Raw genomic sequence first — 17,821 nt, 5'->3', positions numbered from 1 at the left:
ACACTGTACGCCCGTTGTGACACTGAGTGTCAAACGCGGCATGAGATGCCATCCGGTGCTAGGATCGGGACATGCCGCCGACGCCGACCACTCTCCGCGACCGGGCACGCGGGGCCGTGCGTGACGAGGTGTCCAAGCAGGCGTGGCGCCTCTTCGCGGCCCAGGGCTTCGAGCTGACCACCGTCGACCAGATCGCCGCCGCGGCAGGCATGTCGCGCCGCACCTTCTTCCGCTACTTCGAGAGCAAGGAGGACCTCGTCCTCGACCGTCTCCTCGAGTCGGGTGAGTCCGTCGTCGACGCGATGCACGAGCGGCCGGCGGACGAGCCGCCGTGGACGGCGCTGCGCGGCGCCTTCGAGGCCATCGTCAGCGTGATGGAGGCCCATGCCGTCAGCTCCCGGCCGCTCCAGCTCATGCTCCATCGCGAGCCCGTGCTGCGTGGCACCGTCACCGAGCTGCACCGACGCTGGCTCGAGTCGCTGACCCCCCTGGTGGCCGGGCGCATGCCCCGCCGCCGTGGCCACCGAGGTCCCGACGTGCGCGCGGCCGCGATGACGAGCAGCGCCCTCGCCTGCCTCGAGATCGCGCAGACGACGTGGGCCGCCGACCCCTCGGTCCGACTCTCGTCGCTGCTCGACGAGGTCATGGGCGCCGTCTCGCCGCTCGACTGAGCACCGCCCGCACACCACCCGGACCCGCCACGACGTGACCGAGGTATGCCGTCGCGACCGGACACGACGGCATACCTCGTCCCAGCGGGGCCTGTCTCTCTGACCCCGTGGAGCTCAGCCGGTGACAGCGACCCGGAGGGCTCCGGCGGTCGCGTCCCAGCCGGGCTGGGTCGGGTGGACGAACTCGGCGACGTCACGGCCCGGCGTGCCGACGGGCACGAGCCACGCCTTCGAGTTGTCGGCGACGACGTGCGGGTCGAGACCGTGGACGCGGCCGCCCCAGGCCGCCTTGACGGTGTCGACGAAGTGGTACTGCGTCGTGGCGTCCTCCGCGTCGAGCTCGGCGATGACGCGCGCCTGGAGGTCGTCGCCGAGGCGCTGGAGGTCGTTGAGCGCCGTGCCGGCGTCGTAGACCGGCGCGACCTCGGGGATGCCGTAGCTCTCGGTGTTGACGAGGAACGGGTAGCTGAGCAGGTAGACCTGCGCGTGCCCACCGGACCGGGCGACGACGGCACGCAGGGCCGCCTTGGTGCGGTCGACCATCTCGGGCGCCTTGGCCGTCGCCGCGTCCAGCGCCTGCTTGCAGCTCGACGGGTCGCGGACGGTCAGGCAGTTGACGACGATGGTCGAGAAGCCGATGTCGTTGCCGCCGATGGTGACGACGACGTAGTCGGTGTCGGGCGTGACCGCGTCGATCTGCGGCCGGGCGACGAGCTGGCACGAGACGGTGCCGGTGTAGAGGCCGCCCACGCCGACTCCGGCGACGAAGGTGTAGGTGTAGGAGAAGTCGGGCTGGGTCGGGACGCCGCAGAGTCGCTCGTTCTGCGCCCGGCGCAGCCACTCGGTCTTCTGGTCGGGGTGGCGCGCCGGGTCGATCGAGTACGTCGCACTCTTCGTGGACGGGTCGCCGAGCTCGCGCGGCTCGAGGATGTCGGCGACGACCCCACCGCTGCACGCCACGTCGCTGTAGCTCGCGCCGATCGAGGCCGCGACCTGCGAGCCGTAGTTGTCGGGCGAGCGGTAGCAGCTGCGCTCCTCGTAGCTGCCCGTGCCGTTGCCGGCCGAGTAGGAGTCGCCGAGCTGGACGACGTGCGGCGCGGTCGTCGTGGTGGACGGAGCAACGGCGGACGGAGCAACGGCGGTCGGAGCGACGGCGGACGGGGAGGCCGCGGCTGACGGAGCGGTGGCCGCGCCGGCCGTGAGTGCTGCGGCCGTGGCGAGCGCCGCGACGAGGGCTGCGGCGGGGCGGGCAGGGCGGCCGGTGGGTGCGGAACGGGGCACGGCGGGACTCCTTCGTCCGGTGTCGGTCTCCGAGGAGAACGACACCGACACGACGGAGGTCACGCGGGCGCCGTGGCCGCCACCCCACGCGGAGGAGGTATGACGTCACGGACGTGCGTGACGGCATACCTCCTCGGGTCGTGGCGGGGGTCAGCCCTGCGCGAGCTGGGACACGTCGTCCCACTTCTCCCAGGTCTCGATCCGCGAGGCGTAGTCCGCCTTGGCGATCGAGAGCGGGGCCGCGCCGAAGAAGACGCGCAGCGGCGGCTCGTCGGCGTCGACGACCTCGAGCACGGCCGCCGCGGAGGCCTTGGGGTCGCCGGGGCCGGAGGTGTTGCGGGCTGCGCGCTCGCGGTGGGTGCGTTCGCGGATCTCGTCGTAGGTGGACGACGGCTCGGAGTGCTTGGCCGACGGGCCGGCCCAGTCGGTCGAGAAGCCGCCGGGCTCGATGAGCGTGACCGTGATGCCGAAGGGCGCGACCTCCTGGGCGAGCGACTGGCTCAGACCCTCGAGCGCCCACTTCGACGCGTGGTAGGCGCCGACGATCGGGAACGCGGAGATGCCGCCGATCGAGCTGACCTGGATGATGTGGCCCGATCCCTGCTCGCGCATGATCGGCAGCGCCGCCTGTGTCACCCAGAGCGCACCGAAGAAGTTCGTCTCGAGCTGGTCGCGCACGTCGGCCTCGCTCAGCTCCTCGACGAAGCCGAAGTGGCCGTAGCCGGCGTTGTTGATGACGACGTCGAGCCGGCCGAAGCGACCGTGCGCCTGCTGCACGGCGGCGAAGTCCGCGTCGCGGTCGGTGACGTCGAGGGCGATCGGCAGCAGCCGCTCGCCGTAGGTCTGGACGAGGTCGTCGAGGGTGGAGGTGTCGCGGGCGGTCGCGGCGACGTTGTCGCCTCGCTCGAGTGCGGCGATCGCCCACTCGCGACCGAACCCACGGGACGTTCCGGTGATGAACCACGTTTTCGTCATGCGTTCGACGCTATGACTTCGAGTGCGCTCCAACGCAAGCCGCGCCGTCGCTGCCAGACCCCGGTTCGAGGTGATGCCGACGCCCCGCGTGGACCCCGCGATCACCTCGAACCAGCCGGGGGCCGGCCCTCAGGATCGTCGGGCGGTCCGGGCCAGCCAGGTGAGCGCGTCCTCGGCGGTGCGGAGCACCGAGATGTGGCCGTCGCCGGGCTGGAGCCAGAGGTCGGCGTCGGGCACGGCGCCGGCGAGCCACTGGCCGTGCGAGGCCGGGACGATCCGGTCGGCCCCGCCGTGCACGACGAGCGTGGGGGCCGACACGGCGCCGGGCTCGAAGCCCCAGTCGGAGACGTAGGCCAGGTCGTCGTCGATGAGCGCCGCAGGTCCCGCAGCGAGGGCGGGCCCGACGACGGAGCCGAACCAGCCCCACGGTCCGGCTAACGCCGCCTCGTCGGCCGGCACGAACCCGAAGTCGATCTCACCCTCCGGCCCCTGTGCGGCGGCGGCCTCGTGCGCCTCCTTGGACTCGCGACCAACTGCCGCAGCGCGGAGGGAGGCCTCACCGCCGGGCGCCATGCCGGCGAAGAACGCCAGCCCCGAGGCGCTGAACGGGGCGACCGCGGAGACGCTGACGACGGATCGCACCCGGTCGCCGAGCAGCGCGCCCGACGCGAGGGCGTGCGTGCCGCCGCCCGAGTGCCCCATGACCGCGAAGGACCCCACGCCGAGGTGGTCGGCGACGGCAGCCACGTCCCGGGCGGCCGAGGCGACGTCCCGACCCGGCCGAGGCGTCGACCCGCCGTAGCCGGGCCGGTCGTAGGACACCCAGCGGATGCCGAGCCGGGCCGCGGCCTCGAAGAGGGGCCGTGGCGGTGCGCCGATGTTGGGCGTCCCGTGGTGCCACACGACGACGAGCGGCTCGACGTCGGTGGCTCCGCCGGCCCCGAGGTCGCCGGTGTCGTAGACGTGCAGCACGTGCCCGTCGCCGAGGTCGACGTCGCTCTCGGTGACGGCGCTCGGGGCGGCTGGGGTGTCGCTCACAGGGCTTCGGCCTTTCGTCGGAGGTGGTCCTGCTCGGGGATGCTCGTCGTGAGCCGGGACGCGAGCAGGTAGCTGTCGCGAGCCCCGGCGGCGTCTCCCGACATCTCGAGGAGGTGGGCGCGCACCGCGTGCAGCCGGTGGTGCCGGGCGAGCCGCTTGTCCTGCTCGAGGTCGTCCAGCACGGCGAGCCCGGCGACAGGTCCCTCGACCATGGCGAGCGCGACGGCGCGGTTGAGCGTCACGACCGGCCCGGGCGCGAGCTGCTCGAGCAGCCCGTAGAGGGCCAGCACCTGCTCCCAGTCCGTCTGCGCCGCCGTCGGCGCCTCGTCGTGCACGGCCGCGATCGCCGCCTGCACCTGGTAGGGCCCGAGCCGGGTCCGCGTCAGGGCGTCGGTCACGAGGGCGACGCCCTCCCGGACGTATGCCGTGTCCCACCGAGAGCGGTCCTGCTCGGCGAGCGGCACGAGCTCACCGGCCTCGCTCGTCCGGGCCGGCCGTCGCGCCTCGGTGAGCAGCATGAGGGCGAGCAGCCCGGCGACCTCGCCGTCATCGGGCAGGAGGGCGTGCGCCTGGCGCGTCAGGCGGATCGCCTCTGCCGTCAGGTCGACCCGGTGCAGCGAGTCGCCACTGCTCGCCGTGTGACCCTCGGTGAAGACGAGGTAGAGGACGTGGAGCACCTCCCGCAGCCGCTCGGGCACGTCGTCGGGCGGCGGCATCCGGAACTCGGCCCCCGACTCGCGGATCCGCTGCTTGGCGCGGCTGATCCGCTGCGCCATCGTCGCCTCGGGCACGAGGAACGCATGGGCGATCTGCGCCGTCGTCAGACCGCCGACCGCCCTGAGGGTCAGGGCGATCCGTGACTCTGGAGCCAGCGCGGGGTGGCAGCAGAGGAGGAGCAGCGTCAGGGTGTCGTCGTGGTCGGCCGGCCCGGCGGCATACGCAGGCGGAACGACGAGGTCGCCGACCGGCACGTTGGTCGCATCGGCGAGCTCGCGTCGGATCCGCGCCTCGTCGCTGCGCAGGCCGTCGATGAGGCGACGCGAGCCGACCCGGATGAGCCACGCCTTGGGGTCGTCCGGCACGCCCTCCTCGGGCCACTGCGCTGCCGCGGCGAGCAGCGCCTCCTGGGCGGCCTCCTCGGCACGGTCGAAGTCCCGGTAGCGACGCACGAGCGCCCCGATGACCTGCGGCGTCACGCTTCGCCACAGGTCGTCGGTCACCACGGATCCGCCCACGTCACAAGCCTTCTCAGAGGTCCTCGGCCGATCCACCCATGAGCGGGCGCACCTCGACGACAGCGAACCGGGCGTCGGGGAAGCGTCCCGCGATCTCCTCGGCCCGCTCGGGAGTCGCACAGTCGACGACGAAGTAGCCGGCCATCTGCTCCTTCGACTCTACGAAGGGACCGTCGGTGACGAGGCTCTCGCCGTCGCGCACCCGCACGCTCCGAGCCGTCAGCGGGTCCGCGAGCGCCTGCGCGGTCACGAGCTCACCCGACTCGCTGATCTCGCCCATGAGCTCCTCGAAGTCGCGCAGCATCCCGGCGCGCTCGTCGTCGGTCATGGCCGCGGCCTCGGGCGTGCGCAGGAAGATCGGGTGCCCCCACGTCTGCGGGTTGCTCCAGATCATGAGCAGGTACTTCACGTCGACTCCTTCGTCCTGGCGCCGTCGTGGCGGCCGGTTCACGTCTCGTCAGGGACGTCGGAGCCGTGGCCGCGATCTCGACACCGCCACCGACCCTTCCACAGACCGGTGCGCCGGGGGTCGCGGTAGCGTCGCAGCGTGTCCGCCGCCGCCCCCTCGACCGCTCCCCCGACGCCCCTCGACGAGCGCGCCGCCGAGGCCGAGCGGTCCGTCACGGCGCTCTTCGCCGGGCGGCTCGGGCGTATGCCGTTGACGCACCTCGCGCGCATCGTGCACCCCGCGCCGCCCGGGTCACGGACGTTCGGCGGCCTCCGCGGGGCGTGGCACTACTGGTGGCAGGCGCACTACCTCGACGCGGTCGTCGACGCCGGCCTCCGGTCCCTGCGCACCGGTGACCCGGCAGGCGCGGAGGCCCGTGCCCGGCAGGGTGACCGGCTGCTCTCGACGATCCGGCTGCGCAACCGGGTGCGCTGGGTCAACGACTTCTACGACGACATGGCCTGGCTCGCGCTGGCCTCCGGTCGGCTGCAGGACCTGCACGACGAGATCGGGCGCACCGCGCGTGGCCGACGCCTCCGCGCGGCCGGCAGCCACCTCACGGCGCAGCTGCGGTCGGCGCACACGGACGACCTCGGGGGCGGCCTCTTCTGGAGCCGGGACCGCGACTTCAAGAACAGTCCCGCGACGGGCCCGGCCGCGCTGCACCTCGCCCGTCTCGGCGACACGGACGAGGCCCGTCGGCTCGTCGACTGGCTCTACGCGCGCCTGTGGTCGGTGGAGAGCGGACTCGTGCTCGACGGCATCCGGCTCCTGGGTGGTGAGGAGGTGCTCGTCCCCGACGTGTGGTCGTACAACCAGGGCACGGTGCTCGGCGCGCTCGTGACGCTCGGGGACGACCAGAGCCTCGCGCGGGCGGCCGCGCTCGTCGCCGCGGTGGACGCGCGGCTGACGACCGAGGTCGGTGGCGCCCCGGTGCTACGGACGCACGGCGGCGGCGACGGCGGCCTCTTCACCGGGATCCTCGTGCGCTACCTCGCGCTCGCCGCGAACGTCCCGACCCTCGACCCGGAGGCGCGGGAGGCCGCACGGCGGCTCGTCACGGGCACGGCCGACGCGCTCTGGACGGGTCGCGGCAGCCTCCGGGTCGCGGGTCGGCGTGACCCGCCGGTCTTCGCCGTCGAGCCGGGCGGGCCCGCACCGGTGCCACCGCTCGAGCTGTCGCCGCAGCTGCAGGCCTGGACCGTCCTCGAGGCCGCCGCCGCGCTCCGCTGACCCCGTCGAGAAGGTCTCGGATCGGGCACGAAGGCTGGGAGCGCGCTGGGGATCCTGCCTCCCACGGGTGAGACTCGAGACGTGCGCACCCCACGAGCCCTCGCCGCCGGCCTCACCGCCGCGGTGCTGCTCGGCGCCTGCTCGACCGTGGGGCCCACCGATGACCGAGGGGGCGGCACGACGGGGGCCGGCCCGACGGCATACGCCAGCGCGTCGAGCGCTCCGTCCCCGGCGCCCTCCACGACGGCACCGGAGCAGACCCCCACACCCGGTCCGACCAGCACGCCGAAGCCCGCGCCCGATCCGGCGTCGATCGCGGCGCTCATCGCGATGCAGTACGACGGCGGCAACCTCAGGCTCGGGCGCGAGCGCGGCAGCACCGACGCGTACCGGCAGTACTTCGCGACCTATGAGAGCAACGGGCTGACGATCTCGGGGCGCATCAACATCCCGCGCGGCACGGGCCCGTTCCCGGCTGTCGTCCTCGCGCACGGCTACGTCGACCCCGCGGTCTACACGAACGGCGAGACCATGCTCCGCGAGCGCGACCACCTCGCGCGGCAGGGCTACGTCACGCTGCACATCGACTACCGCAACCACGCGCAGTCCGACAAGGACCCGCGCAACGACGCCAACCTCCGGGCGGGCTACGCGGTCGATGCCATCAACGCCGGGCTGGCGCTCAAGAAGGCGCAGGTCGTCGACCCCGACCGCATCGCGCTCATCGGCCGGTCCATGGGCGGCGGGGTCGTCTACACCGCCCTGGTCGTACGCCCGGGGCTCTTCCGCGCTGCCGTGGCCTACGCGCCGGTCAGCTCCGACACCGTCGACAACTTCGACAAGTGGGTGCGGCGCGACGCCTCCCGCTCGGGCGCGGCCCGCGCCGTGATCGGCCGCCTGGGCACTCCCGAGGCACAGCCGGCGGCCTGGGCGGCGACCAGCCCGCGCACCTATTTCGGCCGCATCGCCGAGCCGCTCCTCATCCACCACGGCACCGCCGACGAGGACTGCCCGCTGTCGTGGTCGCGCGAGTCCGTCGCGGCGCTGAAGGCCGAGGGCAAGGATGTCGAGCTGCGCATCTATCCCGGCGGGCGGCACACGCTGACGTCCCCGCAGTGGGACACCTCGATCCGCCGCACCGAGGCCTTCCTCGCCGAGCACCTGGGCTGACGTCCGGTGCGACTTGCCACGGCTACGAGGCGGGCAGACCCAGCAGACGGGCGCCGTTGTGCCAGAGCACGGCACGCATCCAGTCGTCGCCGAGGTCGAGACGGGCGAGCGCGTCGACCTGGTGGGCGTAGGGGTAGGGGATGCTCGGGAAGTCCGAGCCGAGCACGACCCGGTCGCGCAGCCCGCCGAGACGGTCGACGTAGCCGTCCGGGAAGGGCGCGAAACGGTTCGTGAAGTCCGTGCCGCTCATCGTCGTGTCGAGGTGGACGCCGGCGAACTCCTCTGCGAGGTCGGCGAACTCGTGGTACTCCGGCATGCCGAGGTGGGCGACGACGAGGACGAGGTCGGGGTGCCTGCGCAGCACCTCACGCACCGCTCCCGGGCCGGTGTGGGTGCCGCGGATGGGCGCCGAGCCGGCGTGGACGACGACGGGCACGCGGGCGGCCTCGAGCCGCGCCCACGCCGGGTCGAGCCGGTCGTCGTCCGGGGCGAAGTCCCCGACCTGGACGTGGATCTTGAAGAGGCGGGCCCCGTCGTCGAGGGCCGCCGCCACCTGGTCACCCACGCCCGGCTCCGGGTAGAACGTCGCGCAGTGCACGGCGTCGGGCACCCTCCGGGCGAAGTCCGCACACCACTCGTTGAGCCACGTCGTCATGCCGGGCTTGTGCGGGTAGACGAGAGCCGGGATCGCCCGGAGGCCGAGAGCGCGAAGCGTCGCCAGACGCGTCGGCTCGTCGTCTCGGTACGTGATCGGCCACGGCGCGCCGTAGTGGCTCTCGGCCTCGTCGAAGTAGGCCCACACCTTGCGTTGCATGGCGTCGGGCAGGAAGTGCACGTGGACGTCGGCGAGCCCCGGCAACCCGAGGGAGCGGACGTATGCCGGCACGTCGGCGTCCGTCGCCGGGCCCGATGTCGTGCGGGGTGCGTCAGAGGTCGTCATCGTCTGGCAGCGTAGGTCAGGCCGGTCGCCCTCGCCGGGCGGGCGATCACGTGCCCCGCACCACCCGCCGACGCAGAGCGCGCCGCCGCCTGACCGGCAGCGGCGCGCTCGACGCGGAGCGGAAGGGAGTCAGCCGGCGAGGGCGCCCATCGGGTCCCAGGCGGGGAGCACGATCGGGTCGCGGGTCAGCGCCTCCTGCAGCTCGGCGGGCAGCGCGTCGCGGCGCACGGCCACCTCGAAGACGAACTCGGCGAACCACGAGTCGTTCATCGTCATGAAGCCCTTGTCGCCCTTCTCGGTGCCCCAGCTGTTCTCGACGCGCCAGCGACGCGGGACGTCGTCGAGCAGGTCGACGCCGGTGAAGAGCATGGCGTGCGTCATGAGCGACTCGTGGTGCAGCAGCCGGTCGGCCTTGCCGAGACTCGGCTCGGTGCCGTAGATCGCGGCGCGGTCGAAGAGGCCGGCGTCCCAGAGGCCGAGGGTGGCGTTGGACATCTGGCCGGTGTCGCAGCCGAACCAGACCGGCTCGCCGCCGACGATCGCCTGTGCCGCAAGGGACTTCATGAGGTCCGGCTCGACGTTGAGGTAGGTGACCGGCGGCGCCCCGACGACGTTGCCGAGGTGCTCGACCGTGAAGGTGTGCCCGTAGGGGCTGCTCGCGCGAGGGTCGTTGACGAGGCACACGTAGTCCTCGAGCGGCACCGTGACGTAGCGCTCGGCGAACTCGAGCGGCGTCATCGTGCCGTCGCGGTGGAAGCCGCCGTCGGTGTCCTTCCACTGCCACACGAACGACTCCGGCGGCGTGCCGAGGTGGATGCAGAGCAGCCGGTGGACCGTCGCGAGCACCTGCTCCTTGGCGTCCTGGAGGTCCTCGGCGCCGGCGCCGTCGGCTGCCGCGGCCCGCAGGTCGCGCGCGGCCTGGCGCAGGATCGTGCTGAGGTCGCGGTTCATCTGACCGGTGTTGCTCGAGCTCTTCGTCTCGGGCATCGCGACCTTGGGCACGAGGCCGTGCTTGACGACGAGCGCGACGAACATGTTCCACTGCCCGCCGTCCTCGGCCGGCGTGGTGAGCAGGTGCGCCACGGTGCGGTCGTCGACGTCGCGGTCGGCCGTCGCGATGACGGACTCGAGCCAGTGGTTGGCCTTCTCGAACTTGTCCCAGAAGAGCAGGTGGTTCTGCGAGAACTCGAAGTCCTTGACCTTGAGCTTCTCGCGGGCACTCGCGCGCAGCAGGTTGGTGCCGGCGAAGAGCCAGCAACGGCCGCTCTTCTCCTGGGAGGTCGCCGTCCAGTCGTCGAGGAGGTTCGAGACCGAGTGGTCGATGCCCGTCACCACCCGGCGGTCGAGCGCGATCTCGTCGACCGACGTCGTCGTGACGGCATTCTGGAGCATTCGTGCGGTGGGGTCGGCCTCGAACGCCTTCGTGAGGCGCTCGACGAGGTCGGGGGCGAGGTCGCGCGGCATGGGCCACTCCTTCGAGCTTCTCGGGATCCCAGCATCGTATGCCGCCCCGCCGGCACCCACCCGGTCCCGCCCCACTCGAGTGAGCGCAGGCCCCACTCGAGTGAGCGCCCCGCCACACGCGTCGCGGCAGGTCGGTCACACGCTCTCGGCGACGACCTCGATCGGCACCACGCCGGTGTACGCCTGCGCGGCAGCCCGGACCTCGTCGGCGGTGAGGGAGCCCGGGACGAGCGCCGGGTCGGGCCGGAACTGGACGACCGTCCCCGTCGACGCCTGACCGGGCACGGCCTCCAGCACCCCCTGTGGCAGGCCGTGCTCGAAGCGCTGGCTCCAGCCGCCCTCGGCACGCCGGTTGGTGTGGACGACCCACTCGCTGAGGGCGGCGACGACCGAGATGCCGGCTCGCGGCGACCCGTCGGGCAGCAGCGGTGCGTCGTCGCGGCCGTAGAAGCGCAGGTCCTTCGTCGCCATGATCGGCTTGACGCGCGCGACACCGTCCTCGTCGACGCGGGTCTCGGTGCCGCGGCCGTCGTCGGCCACCGAAACCGAGCCGTCGGCGTGGAGCACGACACGGATCCGGGTCGTGCGTCCCTCGACAGCCTCGTCGACGGGGTAGGCGAGCACCTCGAGGACGAGCCGCACCGGGCCGCCGGCAGCGAACGCACCTGCGTTGGTGCGGATCTCGTCGAGATGGTCGGTGTCGACAGCCCTGCTCCAGTCGTGCGTGGTTCCCACGCCCCCACCCTGTCAGAGGTCAGCGCGCCGTCAAGGCCATGATCGCCGCCGAGGCCGCGAGCTGGCCGGACGCCGCCGCGGCGACGACCGAGGCCATCGGCATCGGGTAGGCGGGCAGGTGCGCCATGTCGCCGGCACAGAGCACCCGCTCCCGGCTCGACCGGGCGAACTCGTCGACCCGCACGGCGCCGGACGGGTTGAGCTCGAGTCCCAGCTGCTCGGCGAAGGGCGCCGACTGGCTCAGCTCCGGCTTCACGAAGAGCCCGGCGACCTGCTCGGTCGTCCCGGCGGGCACCGGCTCGCCGTCAGCACCCGCGAGCACCACGCGTACGCCCCCGTCGTGCCGCTCGGCCGAGACGACACGCTCGGTGCGCACGGTGGTCCCCACCGGGAGACCGTCGGGCACGGCGTCTCCGTCGGTGAGCACGACGATCTCGGACGCGATGCGTCCGAGCAGGCCCGACAGGTGCGGGGCGATGGTCGCCCCGAGGATGCCGACGCGCTGACCGCTGAGCTCGTGGCCGTGACAGAAGGGGCAGTGCGCGACGAGGTCGCCCCACAACGCGTCCAGCCCGGGCACGGGCGGGAGGGTGTCACGGACGCCGGTGGCGAGGACGAGGGCCCGCGCCGTCACGGCCGTGCCGTCGGTCACGTACACCCGGAACAGCCCGTCAGCCTCCTCGACCGACTCGACGCGCTGCTCCCGCACGCTCACGGTGTCGTATGCCGTGAGCTGCTTTCGCGCGTCGGCGCGGAATTCCGCCGGCGGAGTGCCGTCGTGGGCGACGACGTTGTGCATGTGGCTGACCGTGGCGTTGCGATAGGTGCCGTCGTCGAAGAGGACGGCGTCGCGGTGGACGCGACCGAGGGTGAGTGCGGCCTGGAGCCCGGCGGGGCCTCCGCCGATGACGGCGACGTCGGTGTGTGTGCTGGCGGTCATGGTGGCTCCCTGGGTGATTGATCCGGCGAGTGCTGGGCGGCTCTGTGCCTGTTGCGATCCAGCGTGTACCTTCATGTCGACATGAAGGCAAGGGCGCGCGACGAGAGCTGGACCGTCGGAGAGCTGGCGGCACGCTTCGACCTGCCGACGAACGTGCTGCGCCACTGGGAGACGCTCGGGCTGCTCACGCCCGATCGCGACGGGTCCGGCTACCGGCGCTACGGCCGGGGCGACCTCGTCCGTGTCGCGGTCATCCTCCGCAACAAGGCGGCCGGCATGACGCTCGAGCAGATCGGCGTGCTGCTCGACGGCGAGGCGGCCGGACGGCACGAGGTGCTCGAGGCCCACCTGCGCGACCTCGACGAGCGGGCACGGTCGATCGAGCGGTCACGCGAGATGACCGAGCACGCACTGCGGTGCAGGGCGCACGACATCGTCGCGTGCCCGCGCTTCTCGCAGCACGTCGCCGACCTGACCGACGGTCGCGCGGCGACGGCGCGCATCGACGACTGGGCGTAGGCACACGTCCCATCCGGACCCGCGCTGGTCTTACGTCGACAGCGAAGGGGCCTTGGCGCGGCGGCCGGCGCAGGCGAGGATCGTGCCCATGAGACTGCTCGTGCTCGGAGGCACCCACCACGTCGGCCGCGCGTTCGTCGAGGCTGCCCTCGCCCGCGGCGACGACGTCACGACGGTGACCCGGGGCCTCACCGGCACCGCCGTCGAGGGCGCCGAGGCGCGCCACGCCGACCGCCTCGACCCCGGCGCACTTCGCACGGCGCTCGGGGACGACGAGTGGGATGCCGTCGTCGACACGTGGTCGGCCGAGCCCGTCGCCGTGCAGACGTCGGCGCGGCTGCTCCGCGGTCGCGCAGGGCACTACACCTACATCTCGTCGTGCTCGGTCTACACGTGGCCCATCGCCGTGGGATCCGACGAGGGCGCGCCCGTCGTGGAGGGCGACCCGGCCTCGACGGACGCCTCCGACTACGCCGCGGCCAAGCGGGGCGGCGAGCTCGCCGCCCTGGCGGAGTTCGGCGGTGACGTGGCCATCGCCCGGGCGGGCCTGATCCTCGGGCCCTACGAGATGGTCGGCCGGATGCCGTTCTGGCTCAAGCGGATCGCGGCGGGCGGGCGCGTGCCCGCGCCGGGACCCCACGAGCGGCCGCTGCAGTACGTCGACTGCCGGGACATCGCGGACTGGGTGCTCGGGTCACGGCCGGTCGGCACCTTCAACATGGTGAGCGAGCCGGGTCACACGACGATCGGGGCGCTGCTCGACGAGGTGCGCACCGTGACGGGGAGTGACGCCGAGCTCGTCTGGCTCGACCCCGCTGCCGTCGAGGCGGCCGGGGTGCAGCCGTGGACCGAGCTGCCGATCTGGGTCCCGCCGACGGGCGAGCTCGCGGGCCTGCACGCCCTCGACACCTCTGCCGCCCGGGCGGCGGGGCTGCACTGCCGGCCGATGCCCGAGACGGTCGCCGACACGTGGGCCTGGCTGCTGCGCGAGGGCCTGCCGGAGCGGCCGACGAACCGCGGTGGTGGCCCGATGGACGCCGACGCCGAGGCCCGCCTCTGGGCCGCCCACGACGCCGCCGCCACCTGAGAGCCCCACCCCCCGTCGCGTGGGTCCGGGGGATCGTGGGGTCAGCGGGTGCGGGCGCGGTGAGCGGCGGCCTTGACGCGACTCTGGCACCGGGCAGAGCAGTAGCGGCGTGTGCCGTTCTTCGACCCGTCGACGTAGACGCGGTCGCAGACGGGCGCGTCGCACACGCCGAGCCGTCCGCCGAGGTCGCTGCCGATGGCCACGGCCAGGCCCGAGGCGATCCCGGCCTGCCAGCCCCGGACGTAGCCGTCGTCGGGGCCGTGGAAGTGCAGCTGGTGCCGGCCTTCCTCGTCGGGGTCGAGCCGCGGCCGCGCGGCCGTCGATGCGAGCAGGTCGTTGACGACGGCGGCCGCCGCCGCGAGGTCGTCACGGTCCGCGGCCTCGAAGACGACACGCGCTTGAGGCACGACCTCGAGCAGCCCCCGCGCATTCACGGCCGTCGGCCGCGAGCGCCGGTCGGGCGAGGAGGTCGCGTCGGCCACGCCGCGGACGAGGTCCGCCCCCACCGGGGGGTCGTAGGCCGCCCCGTGCGCCTCTCCGGGGCTCGCAAGGTTGACGAGGGCCACCGTCGCGTCGAGCAGTCGCTCGACATGACTGTCGAAACGCATTTGACCAGTCACCGTTCCCTTCGTAGCCTCGTGACCACCAAAGTCTAGTTCGACAGTCAGGAGCCGCCGTGGACCGACCACCGCGCACGACCTCCCTGCCGCCCCGGCTGCGGGTGCTCATCGCAGCCCGCTGCGTCAACCGACTCGGCGGCTACTCGATGGCCTTCCTCGGCGTGCTCCTCGTCCGCGAGCTGGGTGCGGGACCTGCCGAGACGGCCCTCGCGCTCACCTGCTTCGGGGTCGCGACGATCCCCTCGCGCATCCTCGGTGGTCACCTCACCGACGCGTGGGGCCACCGGCCGACGATGCTCCTCGGCCTCGTCGCCTGCGCCGCGGCACAGCTCGTCATCGCCGGCGCGCCGACCCTCGCCTGGGCGCTCCTCGGTGCCGTCCTCCTCGGGCTCGCCTACGAGGTCGTCGAGCCACCGACGCAGGCGCTCGTCTCCGACCTCGTGCCCGAGCACTCCCGCGCCTACGCCTACTCGGCGCTCAACGCCTCACTGGCCGTCGCAGGCGTCCTCGCCGGTGTCGTCGCAGCAGCCGTGTCGGGTCTCGGCCTGCGCTGGCTCTTCGTCGTCGACGCCGCCACCTGCCTCGCGTGCGCAACCCTCGTGGCACACCGCATCCCCCGCGCCACGACACCCACGACGAACCGCCCCCTCGAGCAGGACGGCCGTCGGGTGGGCACCCTGCCACGCCACGACGTCTCGGCCGACGCGCGCTCGACCCCGGCCCGCGCGCGCTGGGTCGCTGCCCTGACGGACCGCCGCCTGCGCCCCGTCGTCGCCTTCGGGACGGTCGCGGCGACGGTGACGATGGTCGTCGTCTTCGGCGTGCCGCTCCTCGTCGAGCAGCGGGGCCTGTCGCCGGCCGTCACCGGCTGGGTCCTCGCCGCGGGCGCTGCGGCCAGCGTCCCGGGCGCCTGGCTCGCGGCTGCACTCCGTCACCGGACCGACGACGCGGGGGTCCTCCTCGTCGGCGAGGTGGTCGCGTCGGCGGGGCTCGCGACGATCGCCCTCGCCGGCCACCCGGTGACCCTCGCCGCCGGCCTCGTCGCCTTCGACGTCGGCGGGCTGCTCGTCATCGCGACGACGATGGCCCGCGCCGGCACCCTCGCTCCCGACGGCGCCCGCGGCACCTACCTCGCCGTGCTGGGACTGACGTGGGGTCTCGCCACGTCCGTCGCGCCGGCGATCCTCACGACGCTCGGGACGGCATACGGCCCCGGGGCACCCTTCGGCGCAGCAGCGGCCCTACTGCTCGGGACAGCCGTCGTCCGCGCCGCGCGACGGGCACCGCGGGTTGCCGGTCACCTCTCGGCCGGTCACTGACCCGGCGAGCCCCCGGACCTGGCGCGGCGGCATACGTCATCAGTGGCAACCCGGCCTCCGGGCTGGTCGACACGGCCGGGGTCCGCAGCGCCGGAGGTCGCGTCCGCGTGTCAGGGATGCGGGCCCATCGGGCATGGGGGGAGGGCGACGTCAGACGACTCGCCCCGTCGAAAGGACCTTCCCCCATGTGGGCTCTCTTCTCCCGCCGCGCCCGGCTGTGGCTCATCACCGTGCTCGTGGCTCCTGTGGCCAGCCTCGTCCTCGGCCGGCTCGGAGTCGCGCTCGAGAAGCGCAACGGCCCGAGCACCATCAGCCGCGGCCTCCGCGGCGGCAGCCGACTGCTCGACCGGACACGGTCGAAGGCCAAGGCGAAGCGGCGCTCGTAGGTCACGACGGCCGAGCCCGCACCCTCCGGCCGGCGCTAGCCCCCGGGGCTCAGCGACCGCGGTTGCGGCGGCGGACGTCCTTGGGGGGCCTGCCGCCGGCATACGAGCGCGACGGGTCCACGACGTAGCCCTGGCGCAGGGCCTCGCGGCCGACGAGCATCCGGAAACCCATCCGGTCGCGCTTGCTCAGGGTCACCTCGGCCGGCACCGTGCGCCCGGCGAGCGAGAGGTCGAGGCGCACGACGTAGCGCTTCGTCACGTGGCCCGACGAGCTGCGCACGCTGCGGCGGTCGTGGACCGGGCACTCGATGGTGCGGCCGTCGTCGTCGGCGTCCTGCCAGGGGTGCACGGTGAAGCGCACCCAGGGCTGCCCGTCGCGGTCGAACTCCTCGATCTCCTCGGCGTGCAGCGACGACGTGCGAGCGCCCGTGTCGATCTTGGCCTTGAGCCACGGCAGGTCGATTCCGGGCATACCGACCCACTCCCTCCACCCGACGGGAGTGCTTGAATAGGCCGGCCCAGACACCCGCCCATCTTGGCAGGACCCTGCATGAAACTCGCGATCCTCTCCCGCGCGCCGCGTGCCTACTCGACGCAGCGCCTGCGCACCGCAGCGCTCGACCGCGGGCACCAGGTGCGGGTGCTCAACACGCTCCGCTTCGCCATCGACCTGTCGGGCCCGGAGCCGGACCTCCAGTTCCGCGGACGCCCGATCTCCGACTACGACGCGGTGCTGCCGCGCATCGGCAACTCGATCACGTACTTCGGCACGGCCGTCGTGCGGCAGTTCGAGCAGATGGACGTCTACACGCCCAACACGGCCAACGGCATCTCCAACGCCCGCGACAAGCTCCGTGCCGCGCAGATCCTCTCGCGCCACCAGATCGGCATGCCCGCAACGACGTTCGTGCGCAACCGCGCCGACGTCATGCCGGCCATCGAGCGGGTCGGCGGCGCTCCCGTCGTCATCAAGCTGCTCGAGGGCACCCAGGGCATCGGCGTCATCCTCGCGCCCGACATCAAGATCGCCGAGGCGATCATCGAGACGCTGCACAGCACGAAGCAGAACGTCCTCATCCAGAGCTTCGTCACCGAGAGCCGGGGCCGCGACATCCGCGCCCTCGTCGTCGGCGACCGCGTCGTGGCGGCGATGCGGCGACGGGCCAGCGGCGACGAGTTCCGCTCCAACGTCCACCGCGGTGGCACCGTCGAGGCGGTCGAGCTGACGCCGGAGTACGAGCAGGCTGCCGTGCGCTCGGCCCAGATCATGGGCCTGCGCGTCGCCGGCGTCGACATGCTCGAGGGCAACGACGGGCCGCTCGTCATGGAGGTCAACTCCTCCCCCGGCCTCGAGGGCATCGAGGCCGCGACGAAGCTCGACGTCGCCGGCGCGATCATCGACCACATCGCCGGCCAGGTCGCCTTCCCCGAGATCGACGTGCGCCAGCGCCTCACCGTGTCGACGGGCTACGGCGTCGCGGAGCTCGTCGTCCACGCCGGCGCCGACATCATCGGCAAGACGATCGGCGACTCCGGCCTCGAGGAGCGCGACCTCCAGGTGCTCACGCTGCACCGGGGCACGAGCGTCATCCCCAACCCGCGCCGCCGCGTCGTGCTCGAGGCCGAGGACCGGCTGCTGTGCTTCGGCCGCCTCGAGGAGATGCGCTCGATGATCCCGGAGCGCCGGCGCCGCCGCGCCAAGGTGCGCAAGCTGCCGAGCGACCCGATCCACACCGTCGCCTGACCGAGCGGGCGTGTGC

At 73.1% G+C, this 17,821-nt stretch carries 19 protein-coding genes; 8 read left to right on the top strand and 11 right to left on the bottom strand.

Annotation, left to right across the window (positions count from 1 at the left end; all coding sequences use genetic code 11):
- Window positions 1-71: 71 nt before the first annotated feature.
- Window positions 72-671 (top strand): TetR family transcriptional regulator, encoded by a 600-nt coding sequence (locus AC1DW8_RS08105; RefSeq protein ID WP_056779476.1) that lies wholly within the window; start codon window positions 72-74, stop codon window positions 669-671.
- A 114-nt stretch (window positions 672-785) separates the two neighbouring features.
- Here the strand turns inward: AC1DW8_RS08105 and AC1DW8_RS08100 are convergent, their stop codons facing one another.
- The 5 genes from AC1DW8_RS08100 to AC1DW8_RS08080 form a co-directional block, all read right to left on the bottom strand.
- Window positions 786-1,952 (bottom strand): SGNH/GDSL hydrolase family protein, encoded by a 1,167-nt coding sequence (locus tag AC1DW8_RS08100; RefSeq protein WP_478093128.1) that lies wholly within the window; start codon window positions 1,950-1,952, stop codon window positions 786-788.
- A 150-nt stretch (window positions 1,953-2,102) separates the two neighbouring features.
- A complete protein-coding gene (locus tag AC1DW8_RS08095; RefSeq protein ID WP_056779480.1) occupies window positions 2,103-2,927 on the bottom strand; it encodes an SDR family oxidoreductase in 825 nt (274 codons plus the stop codon).
- A gap of 129 nt (window positions 2,928-3,056) precedes the next feature.
- Complete coding sequence (locus AC1DW8_RS08090) at window positions 3,057-3,965, bottom strand: alpha/beta fold hydrolase (RefSeq protein WP_056779483.1); 909 nt, start codon at window positions 3,963-3,965, stop codon at window positions 3,057-3,059.
- Window positions 3,962-5,200: an RNA polymerase sigma factor gene (locus AC1DW8_RS08085; protein WP_478093126.1), complete on the bottom strand. Its 1,239-nt coding sequence runs from the start codon at window positions 5,198-5,200 to the stop codon at window positions 3,962-3,964. Before AC1DW8_RS08085 ends, AC1DW8_RS08090 begins: the two co-directional genes overlap by 4 nt.
- 13 nt (window positions 5,201-5,213) lie before the next feature.
- Window positions 5,214-5,609 carry a YciI family protein gene (locus tag AC1DW8_RS08080; RefSeq protein ID WP_056779489.1) on the bottom strand — a complete coding sequence of 132 codons (396 nt, stop codon included), beginning with the start codon at window positions 5,607-5,609 and terminating at the stop codon, window positions 5,214-5,216.
- Window positions 5,610-5,747: 138 nt separating this feature from the next.
- Between AC1DW8_RS08080 and AC1DW8_RS08075 the strand changes: the two genes are divergently transcribed.
- Window positions 5,748-6,881, top strand: a complete 1,134-nt coding sequence (locus AC1DW8_RS08075) for a glycoside hydrolase family 76 protein (protein ID WP_478093124.1) — start codon at window positions 5,748-5,750, stop codon at window positions 6,879-6,881.
- Between the two features lie 81 nt (window positions 6,882-6,962).
- On the top strand, window positions 6,963-8,051 hold the full coding sequence (locus tag AC1DW8_RS08070; protein ID WP_478093122.1) for an alpha/beta hydrolase family protein: 1,089 nt from the start codon (window positions 6,963-6,965) through the stop codon (window positions 8,049-8,051).
- Window positions 8,052-8,073: 22 nt separating this feature from the next.
- Here the strand turns inward: AC1DW8_RS08070 and AC1DW8_RS08065 are convergent, their stop codons facing one another.
- The 4 genes from AC1DW8_RS08065 to AC1DW8_RS08050 form a co-directional block, all read right to left on the bottom strand.
- Window positions 8,074-8,991, bottom strand: coding sequence for an amidohydrolase family protein (locus tag AC1DW8_RS08065; protein ID WP_478093120.1), 918 nt, complete (start codon window positions 8,989-8,991; stop codon window positions 8,074-8,076).
- A gap of 129 nt (window positions 8,992-9,120) precedes the next feature.
- A complete protein-coding gene (locus AC1DW8_RS08060; protein WP_478093118.1) occupies window positions 9,121-10,455 on the bottom strand; it encodes a C1 family peptidase in 1,335 nt (444 codons plus the stop codon).
- Window positions 10,456-10,590: 135 nt separating this feature from the next.
- Complete coding sequence (locus AC1DW8_RS08055) at window positions 10,591-11,190, bottom strand: ATP-binding protein (RefSeq protein WP_478093116.1); 600 nt, start codon at window positions 11,188-11,190, stop codon at window positions 10,591-10,593.
- 19 nt (window positions 11,191-11,209) lie between these two features.
- Window positions 11,210-12,130 (bottom strand): NAD(P)/FAD-dependent oxidoreductase, encoded by a 921-nt coding sequence (locus AC1DW8_RS08050; RefSeq protein WP_478093114.1) that lies wholly within the window; start codon window positions 12,128-12,130, stop codon window positions 11,210-11,212.
- 81 nt (window positions 12,131-12,211) lie between these two features.
- On the opposite strand from AC1DW8_RS08050, the gene AC1DW8_RS08045 reads away from it, so the two are divergent.
- Together AC1DW8_RS08045 and AC1DW8_RS08040 are read left to right on the top strand one after the other, a co-directional pair.
- Window positions 12,212-12,649: a MerR family transcriptional regulator gene (locus AC1DW8_RS08045; protein WP_056823231.1), complete on the top strand. Its 438-nt coding sequence runs from the start codon at window positions 12,212-12,214 to the stop codon at window positions 12,647-12,649.
- Window positions 12,650-12,737: 88 nt separating this feature from the next.
- On the top strand, window positions 12,738-13,736 hold the full coding sequence (locus tag AC1DW8_RS08040) for an NAD-dependent epimerase/dehydratase family protein (RefSeq protein WP_056779511.1): 999 nt from the start codon (window positions 12,738-12,740) through the stop codon (window positions 13,734-13,736).
- 41 nt (window positions 13,737-13,777) lie between these two features.
- Here the strand turns inward: AC1DW8_RS08040 and AC1DW8_RS08035 are convergent, their stop codons facing one another.
- Entirely contained in the window at window positions 13,778-14,344 is a 567-nt protein-coding gene (locus tag AC1DW8_RS08035; RefSeq protein ID WP_056779515.1) for a CGNR zinc finger domain-containing protein, read from the bottom strand.
- A 68-nt stretch (window positions 14,345-14,412) separates the two neighbouring features.
- Between AC1DW8_RS08035 and AC1DW8_RS08030 the strand changes: the two genes are divergently transcribed.
- On the top strand, window positions 14,413-15,675 hold the full coding sequence (locus tag AC1DW8_RS08030; RefSeq protein WP_056823233.1) for an MFS transporter: 1,263 nt from the start codon (window positions 14,413-14,415) through the stop codon (window positions 15,673-15,675).
- Between the two features lie 185 nt (window positions 15,676-15,860).
- A complete protein-coding gene (locus AC1DW8_RS08025; RefSeq protein WP_056823236.1) occupies window positions 15,861-16,061 on the top strand; it encodes a hypothetical protein in 201 nt (66 codons plus the stop codon).
- A 49-nt stretch (window positions 16,062-16,110) separates the two neighbouring features.
- Here the strand turns inward: AC1DW8_RS08025 and AC1DW8_RS08020 are convergent, their stop codons facing one another.
- Complete coding sequence (locus AC1DW8_RS08020; protein WP_082619985.1) at window positions 16,111-16,587, bottom strand: ATP-dependent zinc protease family protein; 477 nt, start codon at window positions 16,585-16,587, stop codon at window positions 16,111-16,113.
- Between the two features lie 24 nt (window positions 16,588-16,611).
- Here AC1DW8_RS08020 and AC1DW8_RS08015 point away from each other — a divergent pair, with 24 nt between their 5' ends.
- Window positions 16,612-17,805 (top strand): RimK family alpha-L-glutamate ligase, encoded by a 1,194-nt coding sequence (locus AC1DW8_RS08015; RefSeq protein WP_056779527.1) that lies wholly within the window; start codon window positions 16,612-16,614, stop codon window positions 17,803-17,805.
- Window positions 17,806-17,821 lie beyond the last annotated feature (16 nt).

It is taken from the genome of Terrabacter sp. P2_E3, from assembly GCF_056403915.1.
This window is presented reverse-complemented; position numbering and strand designations above follow the sequence as displayed.

What these genes read in the sequence shown, in the direction of transcription:
- AC1DW8_RS08060 (WP_478093118.1), bottom strand. Translation starts at nt 10,455, where the DNA reads ATGCCGCGCGACCTCGCCCCCGACCTCGTCGAGCGCCTCACGAAGGCG.
- AC1DW8_RS08065 (WP_478093120.1), bottom strand. Translation starts at nt 8,991, where the DNA reads ATGACGACCTCTGACGCACCCCGCACGACATCGGGCCCGGCGACGGAC.
- AC1DW8_RS08050 (WP_478093114.1), bottom strand. Translation starts at nt 12,130, where the DNA reads ATGACCGCCAGCACACACACCGACGTCGCCGTCATCGGCGGAGGCCCC.
- AC1DW8_RS08095 (WP_056779480.1), bottom strand. Translation starts at nt 2,927, where the DNA reads ATGACGAAAACGTGGTTCATCACCGGAACGTCCCGTGGGTTCGGTCGC.
- AC1DW8_RS08025 (WP_056823236.1), top strand. Translation starts at nt 15,861, where the DNA reads ATGTGGGCTCTCTTCTCCCGCCGCGCCCGGCTGTGGCTCATCACCGTG.
- AC1DW8_RS08035 (WP_056779515.1), bottom strand. Translation starts at nt 14,344, where the DNA reads ATGCGTTTCGACAGTCATGTCGAGCGACTGCTCGACGCGACGGTGGCC.
- AC1DW8_RS08015 (WP_056779527.1), top strand. Translation starts at nt 16,612, where the DNA reads ATGAAACTCGCGATCCTCTCCCGCGCGCCGCGTGCCTACTCGACGCAG.
- AC1DW8_RS08105 (WP_056779476.1), top strand. Translation starts at nt 72, where the DNA reads ATGCCGCCGACGCCGACCACTCTCCGCGACCGGGCACGCGGGGCCGTG.
- AC1DW8_RS08040 (WP_056779511.1), top strand. Translation starts at nt 12,738, where the DNA reads ATGAGACTGCTCGTGCTCGGAGGCACCCACCACGTCGGCCGCGCGTTC.
- AC1DW8_RS08045 (WP_056823231.1), top strand. Translation starts at nt 12,212, where the DNA reads ATGAAGGCAAGGGCGCGCGACGAGAGCTGGACCGTCGGAGAGCTGGCG.